Origin of the sequence: Salmonella sp. SAL04213, from assembly GCF_046550535.1 — a bacterium.
GTDB lineage: Bacteria > Pseudomonadota > Gammaproteobacteria > Enterobacterales > Enterobacteriaceae > Salmonella > Salmonella enterica.
Genome location: NZ_JBGDXS010000004.1, coordinates 112,170 through 127,789 on the forward strand (window position 1 = coordinate 112,170; position 15,620 = coordinate 127,789).

Below are 15,620 nucleotides of genomic sequence, written 5' to 3' on the forward strand. Positions count from 1 at the left end.
GACCATTCGTGCCAAAAGTGAATAAGTGTGAGCTACTTCAAAGTTGTCAGACTAAATAGATCCGCCCGGTGACAAGGTGAAACCTAAATCTAACATTTTCGGCGTGACCGTTTCGCCGCGAATGCGGGCCAACAGACGTTCCGCGCCAATGCTGCCCATTCGCTCGCGCGGCGTCAGGACGCTTGCCAGACGCGGTTCCATCACCTGGCCGATGTCATGACCGTGGAACCCGGCGATCGCCATGTCGTCCGGGATTTTTAGCCCCAGGCGCTGGCATTCGAAGGCCGCCCCCACCGCCAGGTCATCGTTGGTGCAAAAAATACCGTCAAGCTGTGGGTATTCGCGTCGCGCCTGGCGCATGAGTTCGATACCGGAAGAGTAGGATGAAGATTGCTCCATCATCACACTGTAAGGAACCAGGCCTGCGTCCCGCATCGCCTGTTCATAGCCCTTCTGCTTGATGATAGTACGTTCGTCGAGGCGCGCCCCCAGATAGGCGATATGACGATGACCGCGCGCGATAATCGCGGCGGTCATCTGACGGGCGGCCTCGAAGTTGTCAAAACCAACGGCAATATCGAGACACGGCGACTGGCTGTCCATCAGTTCCACCACCGGAATCCCGGCGACTTCGATCATTTTTAAGGTGCGCGGCGTATGGGTACGCTCAGTGAGGATCAGGCCGTCGATATTCCAGGAGAGCATCGATTCCAGGCGCTCCTGCTCCATCTCCGGTTTATAGCCGTAGTGCGCTAGCATGGTTTGATAACCATGCGCGTCGGTGACAGCCTCAATGCCGCGTAACACTTCCGCAAAGACCTGGTTGGTTAAAGACGGCAGCAGAACGCCAATGGCGCGGCTGGTGGCGTTGGAAAGAATGTCAGGCGCGCGATTAGGAATGTACCCGAGCTCATCAAGCGCAGCCGCAATTTTACCCCGCAGCGCGACGGAGACCTGCTCCGGATTACGCAAAAAACGGCTGACCGTCATTTTGGTCACGCCCACACGGTCGGCCACATCCTGAAGTACGGGTCTTTTCTTTTTCATCGTCCTGAAAGGTATAAAAGGGATAGATTTGCCCAGTTTACCACGGACGTGCGGAATTAATGACAAACGATGAAAAGCCGGATGGCAACGCTTTCGCGTCTTATCCGGCCTACAAAAGGTTACAGCACGTTAGACTGGCGGCAAGTCAAACAACAACACTTCACTGTCGCTGTCGGCATGAATCGAGATTGCCTGCTCATCCCAAATCGCCAGGCCGTCGCTGGTCGTCGCTTTGGTACCGTTAATGGTCACGTTACCTTTTACCACCTGTATCCAGACGCGGCGCTCAGCGGCAATCTGATGCACCGATTGCTCATCTTTGAGCAGCGCCCAGCGGTACAGCTCCATATCCTGGTGGACCTTCAGCGAACCATCGCGAGCATCTGGCGAAAGCACCAGTTGCTTGCCCTGCGCGGCGTCGAAGCGGCGCTGTTCGTAGCGCGGCGTGATGCCGGTTTCTTGCGGAATGATCCAGATCTGGTACAGCCGCAGACGATCCGTTTTGCTCGGGTTGTACTCGGAGTGGCGAACGCCGGTCCCGGCGCTCATAATCTGGAATTCACCGGCCGAAACCTGTTCTTTATTGCCCATACTGTCCTGATGCTCCACCGCGCCTTCCAGCACATAAGTCAGGATTTCCATGTCTTTATGGGGGTGAGTACCAAAGCCCTGACCTGCGTCGATCACATCGTCGTTAATCACACGCAGCGCCGAGAACCCCATAAAGTTCGGATCGTAATAATCGGCAAAAGAAAAGGTATGCCAGGAGTCAAGCCAGCCATGATTCGCATGACCGCGGTCGTTTGCTTTGCGTAAGTAGATCATTGTGTTCACCCCCAGATGTTTTCGATGGAATAAGTGTGGACTCATTCCGTCCGGGATCATAGAGGGTGAAAATTGACTCCTCTGTTCAAAAAATATGAACAAGCCAAGAGGAGTCTGCGCAGGCTATTTAGCGAGGGTTATCGTCGCAGGCGATGCCTGTTCGAAAGCACGTTCGAGGATTTCCAGATTGGTAAGAACTTCAGATTCCTTGACGTAATTAGGCGTACCGACGGTCAACGTCTGGTACAGCGCATCATAGACGCGACCATAGTCACCCGTTTCCGGTTTCACCTCTTCTTTCACCGTAACGCCGTCATCGTTAACATATTCCAGCACGCCGACGGATTCGTCAGCGGCGAAACCGGGTTCGCCAGGCATAATGTTCGCTTTCAGGCTGGTTTCTTGTTGATCGATACCGTATTTCACAAACGAACCTTTGGTGCCGTGAACAATAAACTTCGGATAGTCGATTTTCACCAGATGGCTGGTTTTAACGATAGCCTTCAAATCGCCATAAAACAGTTGCGCTTCAAAGGTGTCATCCGGATTCGCTTTATTACGCAGGCTACGAATGTCATACGCGACATGATCCGGACGGCCAAATAGCGAAATAATTTGATCCATGGTGTGGACGCCAAGTCCGTAGAAAGCGCCATCCTGCGGCAGGCCCGGTTTGGTTTCTGCTACCGGGCGGTAATAATCGAAATGGCTTTCAATTTCGACAATCTTGCCCAGTTTCCCGCTCTCAATCGCTTTTTTAGCAGTAAGAAAACAGGAATCAAAACGCCGATTCTGATACGGCGTGACGGTCAGTCCTTTGCTTCGCGCCAGGTCGAACAACACTTTTGCCTCCGCCAGCGTCGGCGTGAAAGGTTTCTCAACCAGCACATTTTTACCCGCTTCCAGCGCGCGTTTGGCGTATTCGAAATGGCTGTCAGCATGCGTACAGACGATCACCAGTTTTACCTGCGGATCGCCCAACACCTCATCCAGATCGCTGGTGAAGTGAATATGCGAATACTGCGGCGCCTGCTCTTCCGGTTTAGCGTGACGACGGAAAATATGCGCGACATGCCAGGTATCTTTCCGATTCAGAACGTAGGGGAGATGGTAACGGGTGGTGCTTTTGCCGAATCCAATAAATGCGCAGTGTAAGGTCATGAGACGATCCTTTTGAAGATGATTGTCTACACCATAGCGCAAAGCGTGAGGAGACTGAATCCATCCTGCCATAGAGCCGGATGCGGCGTTGCCTTTTCGGGCCTACAAAAGCAGATGCCTCAAGATCGGGCGTCGGCGTCGCGGTCAGTTTGTTCACGGCAAGCGCGCAGGGCCCGGAGCGTACTAAATGTACGTGAGGAGCACGAACACTTCCCGGGGACAAAATGACAAGTAAGCCAGGCTGAAACAAAACCAAAAAAAAGCCAGCAAAAGCTGGCCAAAATAATACTGGAAGCAATGTGAGCAATGTCGTGCTTTCAGGTTCTCCGTAGGGGTTCCCCTGAATGCAAGGCAATAATAATCATTCTCATTCGCAGTTGTCTACTTCTTTTTGCAAAAAAAATGCGGTTGACGGAATTTTCTTTCTCAGCGAGTGTAAATACACAATTAACCCTGCAGGAGATAAGGAATGAGTGAAATAGTGATACGCCACGCTGAACCGAAAGATTACGATGCCATTCGTCAGATCCACGCCCAGCCGGAGGTGTACCACAACACGCTACAGGTTCCTCATCCTTCCCTCGAAATGTGGCAGGCGCGGCTAACCGAGCAAGCCGGGGTTAAACAACTGGTTGCCTGCATTGACGATATTGTCGTTGGCCATCTTTCTATTCAGGTCACCCAACGTCCTCGCCGCAGCCACGTGGCCGATTTTGGCATCTGCGTGGATGCCCGGTGGCACAATCGCGGCATTGCCAGCGCGCTGATCCGCACGATGATCGACATGTGTGACAACTGGCTGCGCGTTGACCGTATCGAGTTAACGGTGTTTGTTGATAACGAGCCCGCCGTGGCGGTGTATAAGAAGTACGGCTTTGAAATCGAAGGCACCGGTAAGAAATACGGCCTGCGCAACGGCGAGTACGTTGATGCGTACTTTATGGCGCGCGTGAAATAGCGCTTCCCCGCCCCACCCTGTGGGGCGAAACGTCACAAACCTTCATCACATTCCTGTTATTGCAACCTACTTCCCCTATATCAAAACAATAACCATCTGAATTTCATGGTTATTACCACTTTAAGCTTTATCACCGTTTTTTCCGTAATTTTAGCAATATTAATATTACATTTTTGTTTTTTTTTGGTTTCTGCCATCACTTTATGGTGACAATCACAACAATATACTCCTCCCGGGACTAATTTAACCACGGTGAGGTAAAAAATGAAATTCGAACGCCATCATAGAATATTGAAGGAACTCAGTATTTCGGGAGTTGTAAAAGTTTCAAATCTGGCGAAAAGTCTCAAGGTAACAAAGGAAACTATTCGTTCAGATCTCAATGAACTTGCCGGACAGGGATATCTTACTCGCTGTCATGGTGGTGCATTTATTACCCTTGATTCTCTTGATAACGTCGCAAAAAATGAAATTGCTTATGTGCTGGAAAAATATGAATCAGCGCAGAAAATAAAAAAAGGTCTCTCTGCCATGAAAAATAATGTATGTGTTATTGGCTCGTTCAATGTTGATATTATCAGTTATCTACCGAGATTACCCTCAACGGGAGAATCATTGCTGGCCGATAAATTTATTTTTTCACCCGGCGGTAAGGGATGTAATCAGGCATTAGCAGCAAGCTATGCCGACTCTGATGTGCATTTTATTACTAAAGTCGGCTCAGATCATTTTAGTGATTACGCCATTAATTTTATAAACTCATCAAAAATCCATAAAAGTGTTATCTACCAGACCAAAGAAACACAAACAGGTACAGCAACTATCATGGTGAATGGAGATACCGGAGATAACGTCATCGCTATCTACCCTGGCGCCAACATGACAATTTCCCCTGATGAAATCACCATTCAGAAAGAAGCCATTGTTCATTCAGATATTGTTCTTGTCCAACTGGAGACGAATTACGAAGCGCTGCAGCAAACAATTCGTCTCGCACAAAAAAATGACATACCGGTCATTATCAATCCAGCGCCATACAATGACATGGTTAACACCATCATTGATAACATTGACTATATTACGCCAAATGAAACGGAAGCAGGCCTGCTGGCCAATATGGCGGTTAATGATATCGAATCAGCCAAATGCGCGGCCAAAATTATTCACCAGAAAGGCGTCAAAAATACCATTATTACGTTAGGTAGCAAAGGTTCGCTTGCTTATGACGGCACACAATTCATCTATTCCCCGGCATTTCCGGCAGTTGTAAAAAATACGGCGGGAGCGGGTGATGCTTTCAATGGCGCCCTCGCATCTGGTCTTGCAAAAGGAAAGTCACTGGCATCCGCATTGTGCTACGCCAGCGCATTTGCCTCACTTGCGGTTGAAACGCCTAATGCCTCTGATATGCCGGAAAACGACTCCGTTCTTCATCGTATTCAGGGTTCACATTACAAACAAACTATTTCTACTCACTAAATCAAGGAGCAGACTATGAACAATACGCAGAAAAAACTAAAGGTGCTCTTTATTGGAGAATCCTGGCATATTCATATGATTCATTCAAAAGGTTATGACAGTTTCACCTCCAGTAAATATGAAGAAGGCGCTACATGGTTACTGGAATGCTTGAGGAAAGGCGGCGTTGATATTGATTACATGCCTGCCCACACGGTACAAATTGCCTTTCCAGAGAGTATTGACGAATTAAACCGTTACGATGTGATTGTTATTAGCGACATTGGTAGTAATACCTTCCTGTTGCAAAACGAGACATTTTATCAGCTAAAAATAAAACCAAACGCTCTGGAGTCCATTAAAGAGTACGTCAAAAATGGCGGTGGACTACTCATGATTGGCGGTTATCTGTCATTTATGGGTATTGAGGCAAAAGCCAATTATAAGAACACCGTTCTTGCTGAGGTTCTGCCAGTTATTATGCTTGATGGCGATGACCGGGTAGAAAAGCCCGAGGGTATCTGTGCTGAGGCTGTCTCACCTGAACATCCTGTTGTTAACGGGTTCTCAGATTATCCGGTATTTCTTGGATATAACCAGGCCGTCGCCAGAGACGATGCCGATGTCGTATTAACAATAAATAATGACCCATTGTTAGTGTTCGGTGAATACCAACAGGGTAAAACCGCCTGCTTTATGAGTGACTGCTCCCCACACTGGGGAACCCAGCAGTTTATGTCATGGCCATTTTATACCGACCTGTGGGTCAACACGCTTCAATTCATCGCCAGGAAATAAAAAACAATGGAGTAACGAAAGTTACTCCTTTTATAAAATATAAGGATTGATGTATGAACAAGAATAAGTACTCAACCCCCTTACTGATGCTTGCCACCATCTTAGCCGGTATGCTTTCCCCGATGCAGTCTGCCGTTAATGGGCAGTTAGGACATTGGTTACAAGACGGTAATGCTTGCGCAGTAATCTCGTTTGCCAGCGGTCTGGTCTTCATGTTTTTTATTATTATTGCGCGCAAAGAAACACGCCAGCAATTCGCCTCAATCCCTACTCTGATTAAAAAGAGAAAAATCCCGCTATGGAATTGGTTTGCAGGATTATGCGGGGCGATGGTCGTATTTTCTGAAGGCGCATCCGCCAGCGCGCTGGGCGTTGCCACCTTTCAAACGGCATTAATTTCCGCTCTGCTTCTTTCCGGCCTGCTGTGCGACCGTTTTGGCGTCGGTGTGGAGGAGAAGAAATATTTTACGCCATGGCGCATTACTGGCGCATTGTTCGCCGTTATCGCCACCATTTTTGTCGTGTCGCCACAGTGGCACTCAACCTCGTTTATCCTGCTCGCTATCCTCCCCTTTTTGGCCGGGTTACTCGCTGGCTGGCAGCCTGCGGGGAATGCTAAAGTCGCCGAGGCAACGGGCTCCATGCTGGTGTCCATTACATGGAACTTCATCGTCGGCTTTTGTGTCCTGGGCGCAGCGCTGGCGATACGTATCGCATTAGGCCATGTCACCATCCAGTTACCCGATACATGGTGGATGTATCTCGGTGGTCCGCTGGGTCTGCTGTCCATCGGGCTAATGGCGATTCTGGTGAGAGGCTTAGGGCTATTGATGCTGGGCGTAGCGTCAACAGCAGGCCAACTGCTTGGCTCAGTGCTAATTGATGAATTGATCCCTTCATTAGGCAATACGGTCTACCTGGTCACCATCATCGGTACGCTGTTCGCGTTAGTCGGTGCGATTGTGACCACCATCCCTGAATACAGAGCATCCAAAATGGCGCAAAGAATGGAGGTGTCAGAATGAAAGGTTTCCTGCAAACCGTAACAGGCCCGGTGGCGCATACGGATATGGGGCTGACGCTACCGCATGAACATCTGTTTAACGATCTGTCTTCGGTCGTAGACGAGCCACATTATGCTTTTTCACAGCAACTGGTGGGAAAGAAAGTCAGTGCTGACCTGCAGTGGGGGCTGAAACACGACCCATACTGCTGCGCCGATAACATGGACCGCAAAGAGATTGATGATGTTATCTTCGAAATCAATAACTTTATGTCTTTGGGCGGCAGGACGATTGTCGACGCCACCGGATCAGAATCCATTGGACGGGACGCCTCAGCGCTGCGAGAAGTTGCCTTAAAAACGGGTTTGAATATCGTTGCGTCATCCGGACCTTATCTGGAGAAATTTGAAAGTACCCGGATCCATAAACCTGTTGAGCTGTTAGCCTCACTCATTGATAAAGAACTGAATCAGGGTATTGGCGAGACGGATATTCGCGCTGGCATGATCGGTGAAATCGGCGTATCTCCCGCGTTTACCCAAGCGGAGCGTAACAGCCTGCGGGCAGCGTCTCTGGCACAATGTAACAACCCCCATACGGCGATGAATATCCATATGCCAGGGTGGCTGCGACTGGGTGATGAGGTGCTGGATATCGTGCTGGAAGAAATGAACGTCTCTCCGGCAAAAGTCTCGCTGGCGCATTCGGACCCTTCAGGAAAAGATGTCGTCTATCAACGTAAAATGCTCGACCGTGGCGTATGGCTTGAATTTGACATGATTGGTCTGGACATCACCTTTCCAAAAGAAGGTGTCGCGCCGGGCGTTCAGGAGACCGCAGATGCAGTAGCGAATCTGATTGCACTGGGTTACGCCGACCAAATCGTTTTAAGCCATGATGTTTTTCTCAAACAGATGTGGGCGAAAAATGGCGGAAATGGCTGGGGGTTTGTCCCGAATGTCTTCCTCGCCTATCTGGCTGCTCGCGGAGTAGACAACGATACTCTGCGCAAGCTTTGTATTGATAATCCAGCCCGATTACTCACGGCATAATCTGCAAATAGCCCGGTGTCTGACACCGGGCCTGGAATTAAAAATCAGTATCCCGCCGTTAAATCATCCACCGAACGCGGGTCAGACGCACCGTACAGTTCGCCATCCGGTCCAACCATAATACTTTGGGTGCTGCCCATCGCTTCTTTCAGCGCGACTTTCTGCCCTTTCTGTTCCAGCAACTTTAGCGTATCGGGGCTGAAGCCCTTTTCTACCCGCAGTTCGTCCGGCAACCATTGATGATGGAAACGCGGCGCGTTGGTCGCTTCGGCGACGTTCATGCCAAAATCAATGCTGTTCACTACCATTTGCAGCACAGTAGTGATGATTCGACTCCCGCCAGGACTGCCGGTCACCAGCCAGGTTTTGCCGTCTTTTACCACGATAGTGGGCGACATCGACGACAGCGGACGCTTCTTCGGACCGACCGCGTTAGCATCGCCGCCTACCAGGCCATAAACATTAGGTACACCGGGTTTAGCAGAAAAATCATCCATTTGATTATTCAGCAGAATACCGGTATTTCCCGCCACAATTCCTGTGCCGAAGGTGGTATTCAGGGTATAGGTCACCGCCACAGCATTGCCGTCTTTATCCACCACCGAGAAGTGGGTGGTCTGGTTGCTTTCATACGGGGCGAGCTTGCCCGGTTTTATCTGGCTGGAAGGTTTGGCCTTGTTGATATCAATTTGATCGGCCAGCGTTTTCGCATAGGCTTTGTGGGTCAGCGCCTGCCACGGCACTTTCACAAAGTCCGGATCGCCCAGATACTCTGAGCGGTCAGCGTAGGCGTATTTTTCCGCTTCCGCCATGATTTGCATGGCATCGGCGCTGCCAAAGCCGTACTTCTTCATGTCGAAATTTTCGAGGATATTCAGGATCTGTACGATGTGAATACCGCCCGAGGACGGCGGCGGCATGGAGAAGACCTGATACCCGCGATAGTCACCGCTGATTGGCGTACGCTCAACGGCTTTATAGCTGGCTAAATCCTCTTTGGTCATCAGACCGCCGTTCTTCTGCATTTCTCCGGCAATCTGGTCAGCAATCGCCCCTTTATAAAACGCATCCGGGCCGTTTTCGGCAATCATTTCCAGGCTTTTCGCCAGATTCTTCTGGACCAGCTTATCGCCTTTTTTCAGCGGCTCGCCGTCTTTCCAGAAAATGGCTTTGCTGTTCTCATGATTAGGGATCACTTCGCTGCCGTAAGTTTTTAAGTCGTCGGCCAGCGCATCGTTAACCACAAAACCCTCTTCCGCCAGCTTCATCGCCGGACGCACCACTTTATTCAGCGGCATCGTGCCGTATTTCTCCAGCGCCAGCGAGAACCCCGCCACGGTACCCGGCGTACCGGATGCCAGATGCGACGTCAGCGACTTTTTCGCATCGGCGTTACCCTGCTCGTCGAGGAACATATCACGGGTCGCGCCAGCAGGCGCCATTTCACGAAAATCAATCGCCGTGGTAGCGCCATCTTTAGTGCGCAGCAGCATAAATCCTCCGCCGCCCAGATTCCCGGCTTGCGGATGCGTGACAGCCAGCGCATAGCCCACGGCGACGGCGGCATCCACGGCATTACCGCCCTGCTTTAAGATATCCACGCCAACCTGCGTCGCCATTGCATCCACGGACGCCACCATCCCTTGCGTCGCCCGCACAGGATGAAAGACATCTTCTTCAACACCATAGGAGACTGGCGGCGCGACGGGAGGATTGGCCACCGCGCTAAACGTCCCCCCGGCCAGCAGAGCGGCGATCGCCACCCAGCGCATAAACGTTGGTTTCATCGTTGTTTTTCTCCAGATAAATGGGTGTATGTCCCGTTTAATCCTGGTCCACAACGCTTAAAAAATCATCATCATGGCGAAATAGAGGTACACTTAAAAAGAGGCCTCATCGGGAGGAGACGACAATGAAACGCTTACTACTTATTACGGCTTTGTTACCCTTTGCTGTATTGGCCCAGCCAATTAACACTATGAATAATCCTAATCAGCCAGGTTATCAGATCCCCAGCCAACAGCGTATGCAGACGCAGATGCAAACGCAGCAGATTCAGCAGCAGGGTATGTTGAAACAACAGATGCAAACGCAGGCGCGCAGCCAGCAGCAAAATCTACAGTCGCAGTTGAATGCCAATACGCAGCGGGTTCAGCAGGGACAGCCGGGCAACGGTATGCTCGGTCAGCAAACGCTGCCCAATACGCAGGGCGGAATGCTCAGCGGCAGCGGAAATCCGGACCGGATGCTAAACCATTCCCAGCCAATGTTGCAGCAGGACAGCGGGACGCCGCAGCCTGACATCCCGCTGAAAACCATCAGCCCTTAAAACTGACAGCCCTTAAAACTGAAAGTGAGGGCCGATGTCATCAATGCGATCGGTGCAGATACAATCCACGCCCCAGCGCAGCAGCTCTGCCGCCCGCTGGGGCTGATTGACGGTATACACCAGAATCCGCAGACCCGCGGCCTTAATCTCTTGCACTCGCGTCTCATCGAGTAATTTATGGTTGAGATGGAGGGAAACACAGCCCAGACGGGTCGTCAGTTCACGCCAGTCTTCACGCCATTTATCCAGCAGTAACCCGCGCGGCAGTTCAGGTGCTGCCGCCTGAGCCGCTTCCAGCGCCTCTATCTCAAAGGAAGAAAGCAGCGGCGGCGTCATCCCGGCCCACAGTTCGCGGGCGGCCGACGCCACGACACGTCCTGTTAGCCTTCCGCTCCCCGTTGTCGGTTTGATCTCAATATTCGCCATCATGCCGTGTTTACGGCAGCGCTCCGCCACCTGCGAGAGCAACGGCAGCGGCTCGCCTTTAAATTCGCCGCTAAACCAACCGCCAGCGTCCACACGCAATAAATCCTGCCAGTTCAACTCGCCCGCCACGCCCCAACCGTTGCTGGTGCGCTCCAGGTTATCGTCATGCAGCAGGAAAATTTCGCCGTCTTTCGACAGCTTGGCATCAAACTCAATCATGGTGTGCCCGTATCGCGCGCCCACGTCAATCGCCGCCAGAGTGTTTTCCGGCGCCAGTTTACCGCCGCCGCGATGGGCGACAATGTGGGGATAAGGCCAGTTACTCATACACGTTGTCCTGTTTCGCCATCAAAAAGATGCCGCTGATGTTCCGGCAGATGCAGCCATAGCGTACTGCCCGCCGCCGGGCGCTGCTGATGCGCCAACCGCACCACCAGTTTCTGATCGCCCCAGCGCCCATGCGCCAGATTATCCGCGCCCAGAATCTCCAGCGTGTCTACCGTTAACGGCACGCCGCCTTCCGCCTGCGAGCTTAACGCAATATGCTCCGGGCGGATACCCAGCGTCATTTTACGTCCAGCATGACCCCGATAGCCCGCACCAATCGGCAACGCCAGACCGCCAGGCAATTCGAAACGGTCGCCGGAAGCGCTGATAACGCCGTCCAACAGGTTCATCGCCGGGCTGCCGATAAAGCTCGCCACGAAGCGACTGGCCGGTTTTTCATATACCTCTACCGGCGTGCCAATCTGTTCTGCGACACCTTTATTCATCACCATCACCCGCTGGGCCAGCGTCATCGCCTCTACCTGATCGTGAGTAACATAGAGCGAGGTGGTACGAAGGCGACGATGCAGATGTTGTAACTCCAGACGCATCTGCACGCGCAGCTTGGCGTCGAGATTAGAGAGCGGTTCGTCGAATAAAAAGACTGCTGGCTCGCGGACGATCGCGCGCCCCATTGCCACGCGCTGCCGTTGACCGCCGGAAAGCTCGCGTGGACGGCGTTTAAGCAGGCCGTCCAGCTCCAGAATGCGCGCCGCCTCCCGCACGCGTTCTTCAATATGCGCTTTGCTCATACCGCGAATTTTTAGTCCCCACGCCATGTTCTCCTCTACGCTCATATGGGGATAGAGAGCATAGTTCTGAAATACCATCGCGATGCCGCGATCTTTGGGCTCCATCTCGGTGACCCGTTTGCGATCAATCCAGATATCGCCGCTGGTCACGCGTTCCAGACCGGCCACCATCCGCAACAACGTTGATTTGCCGCAGCCGGACGGCCCGACCATCACAATAAATTCGCCATCCGCCACGTCCAGCGTCAGCGGTTGAATGACCTGGGTTTTGCCGTCCCAGCTTTTGGTTACTGCCTGTAGTTTTAAACCAGCCATTTTATTTCTCACTGTCCACTAAACCACGCACAAACGCCCGTTGCATGGCTAAAACGATAACGACCGGAGGGATAAGGGTAAGCAACATTGCCGCCATCACCTGGTTCCATTGCGTGGTACCTTCGCCGGTAGCGATCATCCCTTTGATACCCGCTACGGCAGTGCCAAGATTCACGTCGGTGATAATCAACAGCGGCCACAGATACTGGTTCCAGCCGTAGATAAAGGTGATGACGAATAACGCCGCCAGGTTGGTTTTTGACAGCGGCAACACGATGTCGCGGAAAAAGCGCATCGGCGACGCGCCGTCAATACGGGCCGCCTCCACCAGTTCATCCGGAAGCGTCATGAAGAACTGACGAAACAGGAAAGTGGCGGTAGCGGACGCCATCAGCGGTAGCGTCAGACCGGCATAGCTGTCGAGCATTTTCAGGTTGGCGATCACTTCCACCGTCGGGAAGATACGCACTTCAACCGGCAGCATCAGGGTGATAAAAATCATCCAGAAGAACAGGTTACGCAGGGGAAAACGAAACCAGACGATGGCGAATGCGGAAAGCATAGATACCGTGATTTTGCCTACCGTAATGCTGAACGCCATAATGAAACTGTTAAGCATCATCAGCCAGAATGGCGCGCTATTAACACCGACGCCGTTGACCCAAATAGTTTTGATATTCTCCAGTAACTGCGTGCCGGGAAGCAGCGTCATCGGCGTCTCAAACACCGCGCGGTCGTCCAGCGTCGCCGCGACAAACGCGACATACAGCGGAAACAAAATGACCGCGATCCCCAGAATCAGCATGGTATGGCTGAATATTGTCAGCCCGCGACGATTCTCTATCATTGGTAACGCACCTTACTTTCCACATAGCGGAACTGCACCACCGTCAGAATGATGACGAGGAACATCAACACTACCGACTGCGCGGCGGACGCCGAGAGATCCAGGCCGGTAAACCCTTCGCGATAAATCTTATAAATCAGCGTCGTAGTGGCTTGTACCGGCCCGCCGGCGGTCGCGGCGTCGATCACCGGGAAGGTGTCGAAAAAGGCGTACACCAGGTTGACCACCAGCAGGAAGAAACTGACCGGCGCAATAAGCGGCAAAGAAAGCCGGAAGAAACGACGAATCGGCCCGGCGCCGTCAATGGCCGCCGCTTCCACCAGCGAGCGGGGAATGGATTGCAGCGCGGCAAAGAAGAATAAAAAGTTGTAACTAATCTGCTTCCAGACTGACGCAAATACCACCAGGAACATCGCCTGACCGCTGTTTTGCGCGTGGTTCCAGTCATAGCCGAATTCGCCGAGGAAATGGGTGATTAATCCCCGCCCCGGGTTAAACAGGAAAATCCACAATACGGCGGCGACGGCGGGCGCGACGGCATAAGGCAGCAGCATCAGCGTCTGATAAAAACGGCTGCCGCGCACCACGTAATCCACCAGGGCGGCGAAAAACAGCGAGACCAGCAGGCCGCTAAACGTGACCAGCGCGCTGAATTTAATCGTCGTCCAGAAGGCGTCGAGATAATAGCTGTCGTGAAAAAGCGCGACGAAATTCTCCAGCCCGACAAATTGGCTGGAAAAACCAAACGGATCGACGCTTTGCAGCGAATACCACAGCGCTTCGCCCGCAGGCCAGATAAAGAAAATAACGGTGATAACCAACTGCGGGGCAACCAGTAAATACGGCAGCCAGCGCGAGCGGAACACCGGACGGAATGATGACATGAAGGTTCTTTTCCTGGAAGGTGCCGGATGGCGGTGCAAGCACCTTATCCGGCCTACAAACGCTGTAGGCCTGATAAGCGCAGCGCCACCAGGCACTTATACACTTAAGATTTGCTCGCTTTCTCAAAACGACGCAGCAACTGATTCCCGCGATCCACTGCGGTATCCAACGCCTGTTGTGGGGTTTTCTTCCCGGTCCAGACGCTTTCCAGCTCTTCGTCCACGATGGTACGAATCTGCGGCATATTGCCCAGACGCAAGCCTTTGGTGAAGGGTAACGGCGGCTTATTCAACATCTGGCGAGTGGCGATATCCGCACCGGGGTTTTTATCGTAATAACCCTGCTCGCGGGTCAGCTCGTAGGCGGCGGTGGTAATCGGCAGGTAGCCGGTTTTTTGATGCCATTCAGCAGCGTTTTCCGGTTTTGCCAGGAAGTCGAGGAATTTGGCGACGCCGGTATAGGTTTCTTTATCTTTACCCTGCATAACCCATAGGCTGGCTCCGCCGATAATGGCGTTTTGCGGCGCGCCCTTGATATCAGCGTCGTACGGCATCATACCCACGCCATAGTTAAATTTGGCATACTGGCGGATATTGGCGAGCGAGCCGGAGGACGCGGTTGTCATCGCGCAGTCACCGTTATAAAACTTCTCGGTAGACTCGTCCTTACGCCCAACATAGCTAAAATCGCCTTTTTTATTCATCTCTTCCAGCAGCGCGATATGTTTCACCTGCTCTGGCTTATTAAACTCCAGCACCGCATCTGTACCGTCAAAGCCATTGTTTTTACTGGCGAAGGGAAGACCGTTCCAGGCGCTGAAGTTTTCCAGTTGGATCCAGCCTTGCCAGCCGCTGGCGTAACCGCATTTCATGCCTGCCGCTCTCAGTTTCGCGGTATAGTCAGCCAGCTCCTGCCAGGTTTTCGGCGGCTGTTCCGGATCTAAACCGGCTTTCTTAAAGGCGTCTTTGTTGTAGTACAGTACCGGCGTGGAGCTGTTAAAGGGCTGGGAGAGCAGATGCCCGCTTTTAGCATCGGTGTAGTAGCCTGCAACGGTTGGTACAAACTGGGACTCGTCAAAGTTAATACCGGCGTCTTTAAACACTTCATAAACCGGCTTAATGGCTTTCGAGGCCATCATGGTCGCTGTCCCAACCTCATAAACCTGCAATATTGCCGGCGCGTTGCCGGTACGGAATGCCGCGATCCCGGCGCTCAGGTTCTGTTCATAGTTCCCCTTATAGACCGGAACGATTTTGTAATCCGGATTGGCCTGGTTGAAACGTTGCGCCAGTGAATCAACTTCTTTGCCTAACTCCCCTTCCATTGAATGCCAGAATGGAATAGTGGTGACGGCCAACGCCTGACCCGTAAATGCCAGACTCAGCGCCAGTCCTAAAGCTGTATGTCGTAACGATATCATCGGTTATCTCTCTTTT

General features: G+C 52.1%; 15 protein-coding genes. 6 read left to right on the forward strand and 9 right to left on the reverse strand.

What is annotated here, in order from left to right; genetic code table 11:
• Window positions 1-51 precede the first annotated feature (51 nt).
• From gntR to ACLJPQ_RS12360, 3 genes are all read right to left on the reverse strand, one after another.
• Window positions 52-1,047, reverse strand: a complete 996-nt coding sequence (gntR, locus tag ACLJPQ_RS12350) for a gluconate operon transcriptional repressor GntR (protein ID WP_000730239.1) — start codon at window positions 1,045-1,047, stop codon at window positions 52-54.
• A 129-nt stretch (window positions 1,048-1,176) separates the two neighbouring features.
• Window positions 1,177-1,872 carry a pirin family protein gene (locus ACLJPQ_RS12355; RefSeq protein WP_079898625.1) on the reverse strand — a complete coding sequence of 232 codons (696 nt, stop codon included), beginning with the start codon at window positions 1,870-1,872 and terminating at the stop codon, window positions 1,177-1,179.
• 123 nt (window positions 1,873-1,995) lie between these two features.
• Window positions 1,996-3,033 carry an oxidoreductase gene (locus ACLJPQ_RS12360; protein WP_001728080.1) on the reverse strand — a complete coding sequence of 346 codons (1,038 nt, stop codon included), beginning with the start codon at window positions 3,031-3,033 and terminating at the stop codon, window positions 1,996-1,998.
• Between the two features lie 469 nt (window positions 3,034-3,502).
• Here ACLJPQ_RS12360 and yhhY point away from each other — a divergent pair, with 469 nt between their 5' ends.
• The 5 genes from yhhY to ACLJPQ_RS12385 all read left to right on the forward strand — a co-directional run bounded on the left by yhhY (window position 3,503) and on the right by ACLJPQ_RS12385 (window position 8,303).
• Window positions 3,503-3,991, forward strand: coding sequence for an N-acetyltransferase (gene yhhY, locus ACLJPQ_RS12365; protein ID WP_001290278.1), 489 nt, complete (start codon window positions 3,503-3,505; stop codon window positions 3,989-3,991).
• Window positions 3,992-4,255: 264 nt separating this feature from the next.
• Window positions 4,256-5,470: a PfkB family carbohydrate kinase gene (locus ACLJPQ_RS12370; RefSeq protein WP_000667440.1), complete on the forward strand. Its 1,215-nt coding sequence runs from the start codon at window positions 4,256-4,258 to the stop codon at window positions 5,468-5,470.
• 15 nt (window positions 5,471-5,485) lie between these two features.
• Window positions 5,486-6,247, forward strand: coding sequence for a glutamine amidotransferase (locus ACLJPQ_RS12375; RefSeq protein ID WP_001066509.1), 762 nt, complete (start codon window positions 5,486-5,488; stop codon window positions 6,245-6,247).
• 53 nt (window positions 6,248-6,300) lie between these two features.
• On the forward strand, window positions 6,301-7,272 hold the full coding sequence (locus tag ACLJPQ_RS12380; RefSeq protein ID WP_080185092.1) for a DMT family transporter: 972 nt from the start codon (window positions 6,301-6,303) through the stop codon (window positions 7,270-7,272).
• Window positions 7,269-8,303: a phosphotriesterase gene (locus ACLJPQ_RS12385; RefSeq protein ID WP_000675710.1), complete on the forward strand. Its 1,035-nt coding sequence runs from the start codon at window positions 7,269-7,271 to the stop codon at window positions 8,301-8,303. The genes ACLJPQ_RS12380 and ACLJPQ_RS12385 overlap by 4 nt, the downstream gene beginning before the upstream one ends.
• Before the next feature lie 44 nt (window positions 8,304-8,347).
• Here the strand turns inward: ACLJPQ_RS12385 and ggt are convergent, their stop codons facing one another.
• Window positions 8,348-10,090 carry a gamma-glutamyltransferase gene (gene ggt / locus ACLJPQ_RS12390; protein WP_000805100.1) on the reverse strand — a complete coding sequence of 581 codons (1,743 nt, stop codon included), beginning with the start codon at window positions 10,088-10,090 and terminating at the stop codon, window positions 8,348-8,350.
• 125 nt (window positions 10,091-10,215) lie between these two features.
• On the opposite strand from ggt, the gene ACLJPQ_RS12395 reads away from it, so the two are divergent.
• Window positions 10,216-10,632 (forward strand): DUF2756 family protein, encoded by a 417-nt coding sequence (locus ACLJPQ_RS12395; protein ID WP_000826041.1) that lies wholly within the window; start codon window positions 10,216-10,218, stop codon window positions 10,630-10,632.
• A gap of 12 nt (window positions 10,633-10,644) precedes the next feature.
• Here the strand turns inward: ACLJPQ_RS12395 and ugpQ are convergent, their stop codons facing one another.
• The 5 genes from ugpQ to ugpB form a co-directional block, all read right to left on the reverse strand.
• A complete protein-coding gene (ugpQ, locus tag ACLJPQ_RS12400) occupies window positions 10,645-11,385 on the reverse strand; it encodes a glycerophosphodiester phosphodiesterase (protein ID WP_000073554.1) in 741 nt (246 codons plus the stop codon).
• The gene (locus tag ACLJPQ_RS12405; protein ID WP_000907842.1) at window positions 11,382-12,452 is read right to left on the reverse strand and encodes a sn-glycerol-3-phosphate import ATP-binding protein UgpC; all 1,071 of its coding nucleotides are present in this window, start codon (window positions 12,450-12,452) and stop codon (window positions 11,382-11,384) included. Before ACLJPQ_RS12405 ends, ugpQ begins: the two co-directional genes overlap by 4 nt.
• 1 nt (window position 12,453) lies before the next feature.
• On the reverse strand, window positions 12,454-13,299 hold the full coding sequence (gene ugpE / locus ACLJPQ_RS12410; RefSeq protein WP_000572196.1) for a sn-glycerol-3-phosphate ABC transporter permease UgpE: 846 nt from the start codon (window positions 13,297-13,299) through the stop codon (window positions 12,454-12,456).
• A complete protein-coding gene (gene ugpA / locus ACLJPQ_RS12415; protein WP_000094074.1) occupies window positions 13,296-14,183 on the reverse strand; it encodes a sn-glycerol-3-phosphate ABC transporter permease UgpA in 888 nt (295 codons plus the stop codon). Before ugpA ends, ugpE begins: the two co-directional genes overlap by 4 nt.
• Before the next feature lie 104 nt (window positions 14,184-14,287).
• Window positions 14,288-15,604: a sn-glycerol-3-phosphate ABC transporter substrate-binding protein UgpB gene (gene ugpB, locus ACLJPQ_RS12420; RefSeq protein ID WP_000624747.1), complete on the reverse strand. Its 1,317-nt coding sequence runs from the start codon at window positions 15,602-15,604 to the stop codon at window positions 14,288-14,290.
• Window positions 15,605-15,620 lie beyond the last annotated feature (16 nt).

Excerpts from the sequence above, each read along its gene's own strand:
- ACLJPQ_RS12385 (WP_000675710.1), top strand. The coding sequence starts at position 7,269 with ATGAAAGGTTTCCTGCAAACCGTAACAGGCCCGGTGGCGCATACGGAT.
- ACLJPQ_RS12380 (WP_080185092.1), top strand. The coding sequence starts at position 6,301 with ATGAACAAGAATAAGTACTCAACCCCCTTACTGATGCTTGCCACCATC.
- ugpA (WP_000094074.1), bottom strand. The coding sequence starts at position 14,183 with ATGTCATCATTCCGTCCGGTGTTCCGCTCGCGCTGGCTGCCGTATTTA.
- ACLJPQ_RS12360 (WP_001728080.1), bottom strand. The coding sequence starts at position 3,033 with ATGACCTTACACTGCGCATTTATTGGATTCGGCAAAAGCACCACCCGT.
- ACLJPQ_RS12395 (WP_000826041.1), top strand. The coding sequence starts at position 10,216 with ATGAAACGCTTACTACTTATTACGGCTTTGTTACCCTTTGCTGTATTG.
- ugpE (WP_000572196.1), bottom strand. The coding sequence starts at position 13,299 with ATGATAGAGAATCGTCGCGGGCTGACAATATTCAGCCATACCATGCTG.
- ACLJPQ_RS12355 (WP_079898625.1), bottom strand. The coding sequence starts at position 1,872 with ATGATCTACTTACGCAAAGCAAACGACCGCGGTCATGCGAATCATGGC.
- yhhY (WP_001290278.1), top strand. The coding sequence starts at position 3,503 with ATGAGTGAAATAGTGATACGCCACGCTGAACCGAAAGATTACGATGCC.
- ggt (WP_000805100.1), bottom strand. The coding sequence starts at position 10,090 with ATGAAACCAACGTTTATGCGCTGGGTGGCGATCGCCGCTCTGCTGGCC.
- ugpQ (WP_000073554.1), bottom strand. The coding sequence starts at position 11,385 with ATGAGTAACTGGCCTTATCCCCACATTGTCGCCCATCGCGGCGGCGGT.
- ACLJPQ_RS12405 (WP_000907842.1), bottom strand. The coding sequence starts at position 12,452 with ATGGCTGGTTTAAAACTACAGGCAGTAACCAAAAGCTGGGACGGCAAA.
- ACLJPQ_RS12370 (WP_000667440.1), top strand. The coding sequence starts at position 4,256 with ATGAAATTCGAACGCCATCATAGAATATTGAAGGAACTCAGTATTTCG.
- ACLJPQ_RS12375 (WP_001066509.1), top strand. The coding sequence starts at position 5,486 with ATGAACAATACGCAGAAAAAACTAAAGGTGCTCTTTATTGGAGAATCC.
- ugpB (WP_000624747.1), bottom strand. The coding sequence starts at position 15,604 with ATGATATCGTTACGACATACAGCTTTAGGACTGGCGCTGAGTCTGGCA.
- gntR (WP_000730239.1), bottom strand. The coding sequence starts at position 1,047 with ATGAAAAAGAAAAGACCCGTACTTCAGGATGTGGCCGACCGTGTGGGC.